Here is a 13,258-nt window from a genome sequence, read left to right on the forward strand (position 1 = left end):
CTGGCGAGCGCAAACACTACTGGCTATGATGCTTGAAAGAGTTGATAGCAGTCAGCTTTTTTATTATCAAACGGTGACATCAGGCGATGTCTTGCCTTTAAGAGTTGTCGTTAAACGGGTAATTAGGGGTAGGCATTCACTATGAATCATGCATACTGTGCGCGTTTTGATGGTTTGATGAGCTGTGCGCAATCCCGCGTAGGTCGGCTCCAACAAAAGATATCTCTATGAGTTCTGAAAAGAAGCAGTCCCTTGGTGCCGTTACGCTGGCAGCGATTGGTGTGGTGTATGGCGACATTGGTACCAGCCCACTCTATACCCTGCGCGAATGTCTCTCCGGTCAGTTTGGTTTTGGTGTTGAACGCGATGCCGTTTTCGGCTTTTTATCGCTCATTTTCTGGCTGCTGGTGCTGACCGTATCGCTGAAATATATCAGCTACGTGATGCGCGCGGATAACGCCGGTGAAGGCGGTATCCTGACGCTGATGTCGCTGGCCGGGAGAAACACCGGGGCAAGGTCCACCGCCGTGCTGGTGATTATGGGCCTGATTGGCGGCAGCTTCTTCTACGGTGAGGTGGTGATCACCCCTGCGGTTTCGGTCCTTTCGGCGATTGAAGGCCTGGAGATCGCCGCACCTTCCCTCGACCGCTACATCGTGCCGATGGCGATTGCCGTGTTGACGCTGCTGTTCGTGATTCAGAAACACGGCACCGGTATCGTCGGCAAGCTGTTCGCACCGGTAATGCTGCTGTGGTTTATCGTGCTGGCGGTGCTGGGCGCGCGCGGGATTATCGCCAACCCGGACGTGCTGCATGCCATGAACCCGTACTGGGCCGTGCACTTCTTTATTGAGTACAAAACCGTCTCCTTCTTTGCGCTGGGCGCCGTGGTGCTGGCGATTACCGGCGTGGAAGCCCTGTACGCGGATATGGGCCACTTTGGCAAATTCCCGATCCGCCTCGCATGGTTTAGCGTGGTGCTGCCGTCGCTGGTGCTGAACTATTTCGGCCAGGGCGCGCTGCTGCTGAAAAACCCGGAGGCGATTAAAAACCCGTTCTTCCTGCTGGCCCCGGACTGGGCGCTGATCCCGATGCTGATTCTGGCTACCCTGGCGACGGTGATAGCCTCTCAGGCGGTGATCTCGGGCGTCTTCTCTTTGACGCGCCAGGCCGTGCGCCTCGGCTATCTGCCACCAATGCGTATTGTGCACACCTCGGAGCAGGAGTCCGGCCAGATCTATATTCCGGTGATCAACTGGCTGCTCTACTTTGCCGTGGTGATTGTCATCGTCGGCTTCGAGCACTCCAGTAACCTGGCGGCGGCTTACGGCATTGCGGTAACCGGCACCATGGTGCTGACCGCGATCCTGTGCAGCACCGTGGCCATTAAGAACTGGCACTGGAACCGCTATCTGGTGATCGCCATCCTGATTGGCATGCTGTGCATCGACGTGTCGCTGTTCTCTGCCAACCTGGTGAAAGTGTTTGCCGGTGGCTGGCTGCCGCTGACGCTGGCGCTGGTGATGTTTATCGTGATGACCACCTGGAAAAGCGAGCGCTTCCGCCTGCTGCGCCGTATGCACGAGCACGGTAATTCGCTGGAGGCGATGATCGCCTCGCTGGAGAAATCCCCGCCGGTACGCGTGCCGGGCACCGCGGTCTATATGTCGCGTGCGCTCAACGTCATTCCGTTTGCCATGCTGCATAACCTCAAGCACAACAAGGTGCTGCACGAACGCGTGGTGCTGCTGACGCTGCGCACTGAAGATGCGCCCTATGTGCACAACGTGAAGCGTGTGACCATTGAACAGCTGTCGCCAACCTTCTGGCGCGTGGTGGCAAGCTACGGCTGGCGCGAAACGCCGAACGTGGAGGAGATCTTCCACCGCTGCGGTCTGGAAGGGTTGAGCTGCCGCATGATGGAGACGTCATTCTTTATGTCGCACGAGTCGCTGATCATCGGCAAACGTCCGTGGTATCTGCGCCTGCGCGGCAAGCTGTTCCTGATGCTGCAGAAGAATGCGCTGCGTGCGCCGGACCAGTTTGAAATCCCGCCGAACCGCGTGATTGAGCTGGGCACCCAGGTCGAGATTTAAATCGGCATGGATGGCGTAGGGGTCGACCGCTTTTCCTGGTCGACCCTTGCCGATGCCTGTCGCGGGCGGACCGAAAAAAAGGTCCGCCCCCTACAACTGCACCGTCACCGCAAACCCGCCTTCCTGACGATTGCTCATCGTGACCTTCATGCCGTGCAGCTGGGCAATTTGATGAACGATCGACAAGCCTAATCCGCTGCCGGACTGTTCCTGACCCGGCGGGCGATAGAAGCGTTCACCGATACGCGTCAGGACTTCAGGGCTGACGCCCGGCCCGTTATCCAGCACCTGCAAACGTCCCGCTGCCAGCGTGATGCGCACCTCGCTGCCCGCCGGGCTGTAGCGGATGGCGTTATCCAGCAGGTTGCGCACCAGCAGCGCCAGCAGTAGCGGGTTGCCCAGCTGGATAACCGGTTCTGTCGGGGCATCAAGCGCCAGCTCCACGCCGGCAGCCTGGGCGCGGGAATAGTGCTCAACCACCGCCTGCTGGATGATGCTCTGCCAGTCGAGACGCTGTTTTTCCAGCTGCTGGCCGGCGTCCAGCCTTGAAAGGGTTAGCAGCTGATCCACCAGCCGGGTGGCGCGGTCGATACCCGCATCCAGGCTGGTAAGCGCATGGTGGCGCATGGCGCTGTCGTCGTGCGCCAGCTGGGCAACCTCGGTCTGCACCTTCAGCGCCGCCAGCGGGCTGCGCAGTTCGTGGGCGGCATCGGAGGTAAAGCGCCGTTCACGCTGCAGCATCTCCCCGATACGGCTGAACAGCTGGTTCAGCTCGCTCAGCAGCGGGCGCACCTCCTGCGGCAGTCGTTTTACCTCGACCGGGGCGGTATCATCCGCTTTACGCTGGCGCAGCTGGTGGGCGATATGCTTCAGCGGGCGCAGTTCCCACGTCACCAGCCACAGCATCAGCAGCAGCATCACCGGCAGCGCCACCAGCCACGGCGTCAGATTGGTCTGCACCAGGTCACGCGTCAGGTCGTCGCGGTAGTCCCACTCCTGGCCGACCACCACCACGTATTTGTCATCCAGAGTGTGCAGCCACACCATGCGCCAGCGGTCGTCATCGTCTTTCAACTGGCCGTCACGAAAACCATCTCGCTGATAGTCAAAGATAAAATCTTTACCCTTATCGCCATCATTCAGCACCATTTTGCCATCGCGGGTAAAGACGGCGAAGGCCAGCGCGTCATCGTCCTGATCGCCGCGATGGTGGCGCAGCAGTTTTTTGCTTTTGGGCAGGGCGGCTAAATCGGCGCTGAACTGGTCGGGGTTGAGGCGCAGCAGGCGCTTAGCGAACAGCATCTGCTGGGTATCAAACAGTTCATTGATGTTGTGGCGCGTCTGCCACCAGGAACCCAGCGCCGCTGCGCCCCAGCACAGCAGGCTGAGCAGCAGGAAGCCCAGCATCAGGCGCACGCGCAGGCTGCGCTGTATCACGACTTCGCCCCCAGGGTGTAGCCGACGCCGTGTACGGTGCGAATAAACTCGCTGCCGAGCTTTTTACGCAGGTGGTGAATATGCACCTCAACGGCGTTGCTGGAGACGTCGTCGTCCCAGCCATACAGCTTCTCTTCCAGCTGCGCGCGCGTCAGCACCCGCCCGGCGTTGAGCAGGAACAGCTCCAGCAGCGCCAGCTCGCGCGCTTTCAGCACCAGCGGCTCGCCGTTGAGGGTCACGGTGTGCGAACCCGGCTCCATCACCACACCCGCATGTTGCAGCGTTGGCTGCAGCTGGCCGTGACGGCGGCGGATCAGCGCCTGCAGGCGTGCGGCGACCTCCGTCAGGGCGAAGGGTTTGCACAGATAGTCATCCGCGCCCTGCTGTAGCCCGCTGACGCGCTGCTCCAGCGCATCGCGGGCGGTGAGGATCAGCACCGGCTCATCGCGCCCCTGCCGCCGCCACTGGCGCAGGATCTCCAGCCCGTCGATCTCCGGCAGGCTGAGGTCCAGCACCACCGCATCATAGGGCGCCGCCGCTAATGCGCGCAGGCCTTCACTGCCTTTATTAAACCAGTCCACGCTGAAACCCAGCTTGCCCAGCCCGGCTTTGATGCCGTCGCCAATCAGGCGGTCATCTTCAATTAGTAAAATTCTCATCACGGTTCCCTTTGCGGTTTTAGCGATTTATACGGAAAGAGGATAGGGGTTGTACAGCTGAGATCGGCGAATTTCGCGACTTTTCGTCAATTTAAAACAATAAAGTCGTTTCGCTGATCTCCTTAAGATCTCGTTAAGAACTTTTTGCTGTAATACTTACCGAACAGAGATGACCGGGCAGTGTTGACTGCTCACTTTCATAAGGAAAAGCGAAAATGATGAAGAAGACAGCTGCATTACTGGCGATTAGCGCCCTGATGTCGACTCCGGTACTGGCTGCACAGACTGGCGGATTTGTTGACCCGAATGCACCCACCGCGCAGGTACAGAAAGGCGGTTTTAGCGGCCCGAACGGCACGGTTGCTACCGTCAAGCAGGCGCAGGATATGAAGGATGATGCCTGGGTCACGATGCGCGGCAATATTGAAAAGCGCATCGGTGATGAAGACTACCAGTTCCGTGACGCCACCGGCACCATGACGGTGGAGATCGACCACAAGCGCTGGGAAGGGCAAACCGTCGGTCCGAACGATAAAGTTGAGCTGCAGGGCAAACTGGATAAAGACTTCAACTCCATGGAGCTGGACGTGAAGCAGGTGCGTAAAATCGCTAACTGATCATCCGCTCAGGCTCTCCGCCAGATGATGGACGGCCGGAGAGCGATCCCAGCGCCGCCAGGCGAGCGCAATATCACTGCTCAGCGCAGCATCCTCAATCTGATGGAAGCTGACGCCGGGCAGCTGGATACTGCGCAGGGAGTCAGGAATGATGGTGATGCCAAACCCGGCGGCCACCATGTTAATCGCCGATGAAATCTGCGGCGACTGCTGCACGCTATCCGGCTGAAACCCGGCGCGCAGGCAGGCACTGATAATCACTTCATACAGGCTTGGTGCCACCTCTCGCGGGAACAGCACCAGCGGCTCCGCGCGCAGCGCCGCCAGCGACAGGCGCGGCGTGTCCGCCAGCCGATGCCCCTGCGGCAGTACCAGCGCCATCTTCTCACTGGCAATCATCTTCAGATTAAAGGCTTTGCTGCTCTCACAGGGCAGGCGCACGAACGCCGCATCCAGCAGCCCTTCCTGTAACTCATGCATCAGAGTGGCCATATTTTCTTCGCGCGGCAGCAGCGTGATGGCCGGAAAACTGTCCTGAAAGCGGCGCAGCAGGCGGAATATCTGCGGATGAAAGGCGGTGGAGCTGGCAAAGCCAATCGACAGCTGGCCGCTGATGCCGCGCGCGATGCCTTTCGCTTTCTCCAGCGCATGGGCCGACAGTTCGAGGATCTGACGGGCATCCTGATAAAACGCTTCCCCGGCATCGGTCAGCTCCACACCACGCGTTAGCCGTTTCAATAAAGGCGTGCCGATCTCCTCTTCCAGCTTTTTGATCTGCTGGCTGAGCGGCGGCTGCGAGATGTTCAGCAGCTCTGCCGCTTTAGTGAAGTGCCGGGTTTCGGCAACGGCCACGAAATAGCGAAGATACCGGAGTTCCATATCGAAAACGTCTCAAAGAGGGGGGAGCTTTATATTGGAGCCGTCGACTGAATCGAGTCAACATTGATTCAATACTTCTTAACAGTTTAATCGGGAAGGCGGTTATGACAGATTCTGTAACGGGTTGTTCATGTGAAGAACAGCTCACCAGCACCGTCAGGGAGCTGCAGAAGGAAAGGCCAGAAAGTGTTATCTATCAGACCTCACTGATGAGCGCACTGCTCAGCGGCGTCTACGACGGCACCACCACCGTGGCGGATCTGCTCAGGAAGGGCGATTTTGGCCTTGGAACCTTTAACCAGCTGGATGGTGAACTGATCGCTTTTAACAGCGAGGTGTATCAGCTGCGTTCGGACGGCAGCGCCCGCACCGCCAGCCCGCAGCAGCAATCGCCGTTTGCGGTGATGACCTTCTTCCGCCCGCAGTATCAGCACCACTTCAGCGGCCCGGCGACCCGTGCTGAAGTGCATCACGTCATCGACCAGTGCGTCACGTCCGATAACCAGTTCTGCGCGCTGCGTATCGACGGGCAGTTCCGCGTGGCGGAAACCCGCACCGTACCCTGCCAGCACCGGCCGTATAAATCGATGCCGGAGGTGCTCGGCAAGCAGCCTACCTTCCATTTTCATCAGCGAAGCGGCGTGCTGATCGGTTTCCGCACCCCGCAATACATGCAGGGTATTAACGTAGCGGGATACCACGAACACTTTATTACCGACGATCGCCAGGGCGGCGGCCATCTGCTCGACTACCAGCTGGAGCACGGCACGCTGAGCTTTGGTGAGATCAGCAAGCTGGTGATCGACCTGCCTGGCGACAGCGACTTTCTGCACGCCAATCTCAACCCGGAAAATCTGGATTCTGCCATTCGCGCAGTCGAAAGCTGATAAGAGGCCAATAGATGAAAAATGTAACCGAGGTTCAACAGTGGGCGCACGGCGCCGATTTAGTGGTGGCGCAGCTGGAAGCGCAGGGCGTGAAGCAGGTGTTTGGCATCCCCGGCGCGAAAATCGATAAGGTGTTTGATTCGCTGCTGGATACCACCATTCAGACTATCCCGGTACGTCACGAGGCCAATGCGGCGTTTATGGCAGCGGCGGTGGGCAGGCTGACCGGCAAAGCGGGCGTGGCGCTGGTGACCTCCGGCCCCGGCTGCTCCAATCTGATCACCGGCATGGCCACGGCCACCAGTGAAGGCGACCCGCTGGTGGCGCTGGGCGGTGCGGTAAAACGCGCCGACAGCGCCAAGCAGGTGCATCAGAGCATGGATACGGTGGCGATGTTCCGACCGGTGAGTAAATTCGCCGTTGAGGTGAGCTCCGGGAATGCGATTGCCGAAGTGCTGTCGAACGCCTTTCGCAGCGCGGAACAGGGGCGGCCAGGCGGGGCATTTGTCAGCCTGCCGCAGGATATCGTTAACGAACCGGTGCGGGCCAATTTGCTGACGGCAAACGGCCAGCTACTGATGGGCCCGGCGCCGGATGCGGCTATCGCTGCCGTGGCTCGCCAGGTCGCCCAGGCGAAAAATCCGGTGCTGCTGCTTGGCTTGATGGCCAGCCAGCCGGAGAACAGCGCGGCGCTGCACCAGCTGCTGACGCGCAGCCATATTCCGGTCACCAGCACTTATCAGGCCGCGGGCGCGGTGCATCAGGATCACTTCTCACGCTTTGCCGGCCGCGTCGGGCTGTTTAACAATCAGGCCGGAGATCGCCTGCTGAAAGAGGCGGATCTGATTATCACCATTGGCTACAGCCCGGTGGAGTATGAACCGGCGATGTGGAACAACGGCACGGCGACGCTGGTGCATATTGATGTGCTGCCAGCCGACAGCGATAGCTGCTATCTGCCGGACGCCGAGCTGGTGGGGGATATTGCCGCCACGCTGAACAAGCTGACGGCGCAGATTAGCCACCCGCTCACCCTCAGCCCGCAGGCGGCGGCGATCCTGCAGGATCGCCAGCAGCAGCGCGAACTGCTGTCGCTGCGCGGCCATCAGCTGGATCAGTTTGCCCTGCACCCGCTGCGCATCGTGCGCGCCATGCAGGACATTATTAACAGCGACGTCACCCTGACGGTGGATATGGGCAGTTTCCATATCTGGATTGCCCGCTATCTTTACAGCTTCCGCGCACGCCAGATTATGATCTCCAACGGTCAGCAGACGATGGGCGTGGCGCTGCCGTGGGCGATCGGTGCCTGGCTGGTGGACCCGAGCCGCAAAGTGGTGTCCGTTTCCGGCGACGGTGGCTTCCTGCAGTCGAGCATGGAGCTGGAAACCGCCGTGCGGCTGGGCGCCAACCTGCTGCATATTATCTGGGTCGACCAGGAGTACAATATGGTCGCGATGCAGGAAGAGAAGAAATACCAGCGTGTTTCAGGCGTGAAATTCGGCCCGATTGATTTTAAAGCCTATGCCGAATCGTTTGGCGCCGCCGGATTCGCGGTGGAGAGCGCAGCGATGCTGGAGCCGACGCTGCGCAAGGCGATGGATGTGAATGGCCCGGCGGTGGTCGCCATTCCGGTGGATTATGCCGACAATCACCTGCTGATGGGCCAGCTGCACCTTAGCCAGCTCCTGTAGTTCTCCGGCAGCGCGTGGCCCTTTATCGCAGACATAAAGGGCCCTTTTTTGCCTTAAACCAAATCCTTTCACGGCGTCAGCGAAACGTTTCGATGGCGATCACATTTCCAGCATCTGATGATTGTTTTCCCTTCGCCTTCTCATAAACTGCCAGTCAGCGAAACGTTTCGCTCTGGAGTGGAAAATGAAAAAAGGCACCTTACTGAATTCTGATATCTCATCCGTGATCTCCCGTCTGGGTCATACCGACAGCATCGTGATTGGTGATGCCGGCCTGCCGATCCCGCAAGGGCCGCAGCGCATTGACCTGGCGTTAACCCACGGCACCCCTGGCTTTTTGCAGGTGGTCGATGTGGTCACGCGTGAGATGCAGGTCGAGAGTGCCATCATCGCGGAGGAGATTAAGCAGCATAATCCGCAGCTCCATAGCGAACTGGTCGCCCTGCTCGAATCCTTGCAACAACTCCAGGGAAACACCATCAGTATCCGTTATGTCAGTCACGAACAGTTCAAACAACAAACCCAGTGCAGCCAGGCGGTGATTCGCAGCGGGGAGTGTTCCCCGTATGCGAATATCATCCTTGGCGCTGGCGTGACCTTCTGAGGCTGTTATGCAACCTTTACTGCAACTGAAAGGCATTGATAAATCCTTCCCCGGCGTGAAAGCGCTGTCGGGGGCGGCGCTGTCTGTCTATCCGGGCCGCGTGATGGCGCTGGTCGGCGAAAACGGCGCGGGCAAGTCCACCATGATGAAAGTGCTGACCGGGATTTATGCCCGTGATGCCGGAACCTTTACCTGGCTGGGCAAAGAGACCACCTTCAGCGGGCCGAAAGAGTCGCAGGAAGCGGGGATCGGCATTATCCACCAGGAGCTGAACCTGATCCCGCAGCTGAGCATCGCCGAGAATATCTTTCTTGGCCGCGAATTCGTTAACCGCTTCGGCCGCATCCAGTGGAAAAAGATGCATGCCGAGGCGGATGCGCTGTTAAAGCGCCTCAATCTGCGCTTCAGCAGCCACAAGCTGGTGGGCGACCTGTCGATTGGCGATCAGCAGATGGTGGAGATTGCCAAAGTGCTGAGCTTCGAGTCGAAAGTGATCGTGATGGATGAACCCACCGATGCGCTGACCGATACCGAAACCGTCTCGCTGTTCCGGGTGATTAACGAGCTGAAAGCCCAGGGCTGCGGCATCGTGTATATCTCCCACCGCATGAAAGAGATTTTCGAGATCTGCGACGACGTCACCATTTTCCGCGACGGGCAGTTTATTGCCGAGCGCGAAGTGGCGACGCTGACCGAAGAGTCGCTGATTGAAATGATGGTTGGCCGCAAGCTGGAAGAGCAGTATCCACGCCTGGATAAAGCGCCGGGCGCGGTGCGCCTGACGGTTGAGCACCTCAGCGGTTCCGGCGTGGAGGATGTCAGCTTCACGCTGCGCAAGGGTGAAATCCTCGGCGTGGCCGGGCTGATGGGCGCAGGTCGTACCGAGCTGATGAAAGTGCTGTACGGCGCGCTGGCGCGCAGCGGTGGCACCGTGACGCTGGATGGCAAAACCGTGGTATCGCGCTCGCCGGAAGAGGGGCTGGCCAACGGCATCGTCTATATCTCTGAAGACCGCAAGCGTGATGGCCTGGTGCTGGGCATGTCGGTGAAAGAGAACATGTCGCTCACCGCGCTTAACTACTTCAGCTATGGCGGAGGCCGCCTGAAGCATGCCGAAGAAGAGATGGCGGTCGGCGACTTTATCAAACTGTTCAATGTCAAAACTCCGTCGATGAACCAGCCTATCGGCCTGCTGTCCGGCGGCAATCAGCAAAAAGTGGCGATTGCCCGCGGGCTGATGACCCGGCCTAAAGTGCTGATCCTCGATGAGCCAACGCGCGGCGTCGACGTTGGGGCGAAAAAAGAGATCTATCAGCTGATCAACCAATTTAAGCAGGAGGGGCTGAGCATCATTCTCGTCTCTTCTGAAATGCCGGAAGTACTGGGCATGAGCGACCGCGTGCTGGTGATGCACGAAGGGCGTCTGAGCGGTGACTTCCCGATTGAACAAGCCTCGCAGGAAATTTTGATGGCGGCGGCGGTAGGCAAACAACACAGCGCGGAGCTGGCAACACTATGAGTACGCAAACAATCCCTTCACGCCGCCTGACCGTTAAGGCATGGCTGGTTGAGCAGAAATCGCTGATTGCGCTGGTGGTGCTGATTGCCATCGTTTCCAGCATGAGCCCGAACTTTTTCACCGTGGCAAACCTGTTCAACATTCTGCAACAGACCTCGGTAAACGCCATTATGGCGGTCGGGATGACGCTGGTGATCCTCACCTCCGGCATCGACCTTTCCGTGGGTTCGCTGCTGGCGCTGACCGGGGCGGTGGCGGCTTCGATTGTCGGGCTGGAGGTCAATGCGCTGGTGGCGGTGGCGGCTTCGCTGGCGCTCGGTGCCTTTATTGGCGCGATCACCGGCACCATTGTGGCCAGGGGCAAAGTGCAGGCGTTTATCGCCACGCTGGTGATGATGCTGCTGCTGCGCGGGGTGACCATGGTTTACACCAACGGCAGCCCGATCAATACCGGCTTTAATGACAACGCGGATCTGTTTGGCTGGTTTGGCATTGGCCGCCCGCTGGGCATCCCGACGCCGGTCTGGATTATGGCTATCGTGTTCCTTGCGGCCTGGTACATGCTGCATCACACCCGGCTGGGCCGCTATATCTATGCACTGGGCGGCAATGAAGCGGCAACGCGCCTGTCCGGTATCAGCGTTAACCGCGTCAAAATTATCGTCTATGCGCTGTGCGGCATGCTGGCGGCGCTGGCGGGCACCATTGAAGTGGCGCGCCTCTCCTCGGCACAGCCCACGGCGGGTACCGGTTACGAGCTGGATGCCATTGCGGCCGTGGTGCTGGGCGGTACCAGCCTGGCAGGCGGTAAAGGCCGGATTATGGGCACGCTGATTGGCGCCCTGATCTTAGGCTTCCTGAATAACGGCCTGAACCTGCTCGGCGTCTCCTCTTACTACCAAATGATCGTCAAAGCTGTGGTGATTTTGCTGGCGGTTCTGGTGGATAACAAAAGCAGTAAATAACTCTTTACCCTTACAGGATATAAAAAATGAAGATGAGAAAACTGACTGCACTCGCCGTACTGTTAGGCGCCACCCTGAGCGCTAACGCGCTGGCAAAAGATACCATTGCGCTGGTGGTCTCAACCCTGAATAACCCGTTCTTCGTCTCGTTGAAAGATGGCGCGCAGAAAGAAGCGGACAAGCTGGGCTACAACCTGGTGGTGCTGGATTCGCAGAACAACCCGGCGAAAGAGCTGGCAAACGTGCAGGACCTGACCGTGCGTGGCACCAAGCTGCTGCTGATTAACCCGACCGATTCTGACGCGGTGGGTAACGCAGTGAAAATGGCAAACCAGGCCAAAATCCCGGTGATCACGCTGGACCGCGTGGCGTCACAGGGCGAAGTGGTTAGCCACGTTGCCTCTGATAACCGCTTCGGTGGCAAAATGGCCGGTGACTTTATGGCGAAGAAAGTTGGCGAAGGTGCGAAAATCATCGAGCTGCAGGGTATTGCCGGAACGTCCGCCGCGCGTGAGCGTGGTGAAGGCTTTAAGCAGGCTGCCGATGCCCACAAGTTCAATATCCTCGCCAGCCAGCCGGCTGACTTTGACCGTACTAAGGGCCTGAACGTGATGCAGAACCTGCTGACCGCTCACCCGGACGTGCAGGCGGTGTTCGCGCAGAACGATGAAATGGCGCTGGGCGCGCTGCGCGCATTGCAAACCGCAGGTAAATCTGATGTGGTCGTTGTGGGCTTCGACGGCACCCCAGACGGGATTAAGGCTGTTGAAGGCGGCAAACTGGCTGCGACCGTGGCTCAGCTGCCGGAGCAGATTGGCGTGATTGGCGTCCAGACTGCGGATAAAGTGTTGAAAGGCCAGAAAGTACAGGCTATCAACCCGGTTGACCTGAAGCTGGTCACCAAATAAATCAAAGAAAAGCATGGCACGCGCCACCTCCGGGTGGCGCACTTATCTGGACGAACCCCTTATGATGAAAACCGGTAAACTGGCTGTCCTTGGCAGCATTAATGCAGATCACATCCTTAACCTGGCGCACTTTCCGCGCCCTGGCGAAACGGTGATCGGGAAGCAGTATCAGGTCGCATTTGGTGGGAAGGGTGCAAACCAGGCCGTTGCCGCCGGGCGCAGCGGCGCGGATATTGCCTTTATTGCCTGCGTGGGTGACGACGACATCGGCGAACGTATTCGCCAGCAGCTGGCCACCGACCGTATCGATATCGCGCCGGTGGAAGCGGTGGCGGGTGAGTCGACCGGCGTGGCGCTGATCTTTGTCAACGGCGAAGGTGAAAACACCATCGGCATCCACGCAGGGGCGAATGCCGCCGTGACGCCTGAGCGGGTGGAGAAACACCGGCAGGTGATTGCCGGGGCGGATGCGCTGCTGATGCAGCTTGAATCTCCGCTGGAGAGCGTGCTGGCCGCCGCGCGTATTGCGCATCAAAATCAGACCAAAGTGATCCTTAACCCGGCACCGGCTACCGAGCTTTCCGACGAGCTGCTGTCGCTGGTGGATATGATCACCCCGAATGAAACCGAAGCGCAGATCCTTACCGGCGTGGCGGTCAACAGCGATGAAGACGCGGCGCAAGCGGCAGCTGTACTGCACGACAAAGGTATTGCCAGCGTGCTGATCACCCTGGGCAGCCGCGGCGTGTGGCTGAGCGAGCAGGGCAGCGGCCAGCGCGTGGCCGGTTTCCGTGTGGAGGCGGTAGATACCATCGCGGCGGGCGATACCTTTAACGGTGCGCTGATCGCCGCGCTGCTGGAACAGCGCCCGATGGCGGAAGCGGTGCGATTCGCCCATGCGGCCGCGGCGATTGCCGTTACGCGACGCGGCGCGCAGCCTTCCGTACCCTGGCGTGAAGAGATCGACAGCTTCTTGCAACAGCAGGGGTAAAC

Annotated in this window: 12 protein-coding genes; 9 read left to right on the top strand and 3 right to left on the bottom strand. The window is 59.2% G+C overall.

Annotated features, from left to right (window positions below):
- Nucleotides 1–227: 227 nt before the first annotated feature.
- Nucleotides 228–2,096, top strand: coding sequence for a low affinity potassium transporter Kup (kup, locus tag J2Y91_RS08115; RefSeq protein ID WP_253537858.1), 1,869 nt, complete (start codon nucleotides 228–230; stop codon nucleotides 2,094–2,096).
- 90 nt (nucleotides 2,097–2,186) lie between these two features.
- Here the strand turns inward: kup and qseC are convergent, their stop codons facing one another.
- Nucleotides 2,187–3,533 carry a quorum sensing histidine kinase QseC gene (gene qseC / locus J2Y91_RS08120; RefSeq protein ID WP_253537861.1) on the bottom strand — a complete coding sequence of 449 codons (1,347 nt, stop codon included), beginning with the start codon at nucleotides 3,531–3,533 and terminating at the stop codon, nucleotides 2,187–2,189.
- A complete protein-coding gene (gene qseB / locus J2Y91_RS08125; protein ID WP_133622343.1) occupies nucleotides 3,530–4,192 on the bottom strand; it encodes a quorum sensing response regulator transcription factor QseB in 663 nt (220 codons plus the stop codon). Before qseB ends, qseC begins: the two co-directional genes overlap by 4 nt.
- A 218-nt stretch (nucleotides 4,193–4,410) precedes the next feature.
- Here qseB and J2Y91_RS08130 point away from each other — a divergent pair, with 218 nt between their 5' ends.
- Nucleotides 4,411–4,809, top strand: a complete 399-nt coding sequence (locus J2Y91_RS08130) for a YgiW/YdeI family stress tolerance OB fold protein (protein WP_048914186.1) — start codon at nucleotides 4,411–4,413, stop codon at nucleotides 4,807–4,809.
- On the opposite strand, the gene J2Y91_RS08135 is transcribed toward J2Y91_RS08130, so the two are convergent.
- Nucleotides 4,810–5,688, bottom strand: coding sequence for a LysR family transcriptional regulator (locus tag J2Y91_RS08135; protein WP_253537864.1), 879 nt, complete (start codon nucleotides 5,686–5,688; stop codon nucleotides 4,810–4,812).
- Between the two features lie 104 nt (nucleotides 5,689–5,792).
- Between J2Y91_RS08135 and budA the strand changes: the two genes are divergently transcribed.
- The 7 genes from budA to rbsK all read left to right on the top strand — a co-directional run bounded on the left by budA (nucleotide 5,793) and on the right by rbsK (nucleotide 13,256).
- Nucleotides 5,793–6,575 (top strand): acetolactate decarboxylase, encoded by a 783-nt coding sequence (gene budA, locus J2Y91_RS08140; RefSeq protein ID WP_133622341.1) that lies wholly within the window; start codon nucleotides 5,793–5,795, stop codon nucleotides 6,573–6,575.
- Between the two features lie 14 nt (nucleotides 6,576–6,589).
- Nucleotides 6,590–8,269, top strand: a complete 1,680-nt coding sequence (gene alsS, locus J2Y91_RS08145; RefSeq protein ID WP_133622340.1) for an acetolactate synthase AlsS — start codon at nucleotides 6,590–6,592, stop codon at nucleotides 8,267–8,269.
- A 184-nt stretch (nucleotides 8,270–8,453) separates the two neighbouring features.
- Nucleotides 8,454–8,873: a D-ribose pyranase gene (gene rbsD, locus J2Y91_RS08150; protein ID WP_133622339.1), complete on the top strand. Its 420-nt coding sequence runs from the start codon at nucleotides 8,454–8,456 to the stop codon at nucleotides 8,871–8,873.
- Between the two features lie 7 nt (nucleotides 8,874–8,880).
- Nucleotides 8,881–10,392, top strand: a complete 1,512-nt coding sequence (gene rbsA, locus J2Y91_RS08155; protein ID WP_253537867.1) for a ribose ABC transporter ATP-binding protein RbsA — start codon at nucleotides 8,881–8,883, stop codon at nucleotides 10,390–10,392.
- Nucleotides 10,389–11,357: a ribose ABC transporter permease gene (gene rbsC, locus J2Y91_RS08160; RefSeq protein WP_133622337.1), complete on the top strand. Its 969-nt coding sequence runs from the start codon at nucleotides 10,389–10,391 to the stop codon at nucleotides 11,355–11,357. The genes rbsA and rbsC overlap by 4 nt, the downstream gene beginning before the upstream one ends.
- Nucleotides 11,358–11,383: 26 nt before the next feature.
- Nucleotides 11,384–12,265 (top strand): ribose ABC transporter substrate-binding protein RbsB, encoded by an 882-nt coding sequence (gene rbsB, locus J2Y91_RS08165; RefSeq protein ID WP_224750575.1) that lies wholly within the window; start codon nucleotides 11,384–11,386, stop codon nucleotides 12,263–12,265.
- A 61-nt stretch (nucleotides 12,266–12,326) separates the two neighbouring features.
- Entirely contained in the window at nucleotides 12,327–13,256 is a 930-nt protein-coding gene (gene rbsK / locus J2Y91_RS08170; protein ID WP_048914188.1) for a ribokinase, read from the top strand.
- The last annotated feature ends 2 nt before the right edge of the window (nucleotides 13,257–13,258 follow it).

This window comes from Erwinia aphidicola, assembly GCF_024169515.1.
In the GTDB taxonomy this organism is placed as follows: Bacteria; Pseudomonadota; Gammaproteobacteria; order Enterobacterales; family Enterobacteriaceae; genus Erwinia; species Erwinia aphidicola.

Bases quoted from the DNA above. Each gene is read 5' to 3' on its own strand.
- kup (WP_253537858.1), top strand. From the start codon at position 228: ATGAGTTCTGAAAAGAAGCAGTCCCTTGGTGCCGTTACGCTGGCAGCG.
- qseB (WP_133622343.1), bottom strand. From the start codon at position 4,192: ATGAGAATTTTACTAATTGAAGATGACCGCCTGATTGGCGACGGCATC.
- J2Y91_RS08130 (WP_048914186.1), top strand. From the start codon at position 4,411: ATGAAGAAGACAGCTGCATTACTGGCGATTAGCGCCCTGATGTCGACT.
- J2Y91_RS08135 (WP_253537864.1), bottom strand. From the start codon at position 5,688: ATGGAACTCCGGTATCTTCGCTATTTCGTGGCCGTTGCCGAAACCCGG.
- budA (WP_133622341.1), top strand. From the start codon at position 5,793: ATGACAGATTCTGTAACGGGTTGTTCATGTGAAGAACAGCTCACCAGC.
- alsS (WP_133622340.1), top strand. From the start codon at position 6,590: ATGAAAAATGTAACCGAGGTTCAACAGTGGGCGCACGGCGCCGATTTA.
- rbsD (WP_133622339.1), top strand. From the start codon at position 8,454: ATGAAAAAAGGCACCTTACTGAATTCTGATATCTCATCCGTGATCTCC.
- rbsA (WP_253537867.1), top strand. From the start codon at position 8,881: ATGCAACCTTTACTGCAACTGAAAGGCATTGATAAATCCTTCCCCGGC.
- rbsC (WP_133622337.1), top strand. From the start codon at position 10,389: ATGAGTACGCAAACAATCCCTTCACGCCGCCTGACCGTTAAGGCATGG.
- rbsB (WP_224750575.1), top strand. From the start codon at position 11,384: ATGAAGATGAGAAAACTGACTGCACTCGCCGTACTGTTAGGCGCCACC.
- rbsK (WP_048914188.1), top strand. From the start codon at position 12,327: ATGATGAAAACCGGTAAACTGGCTGTCCTTGGCAGCATTAATGCAGAT.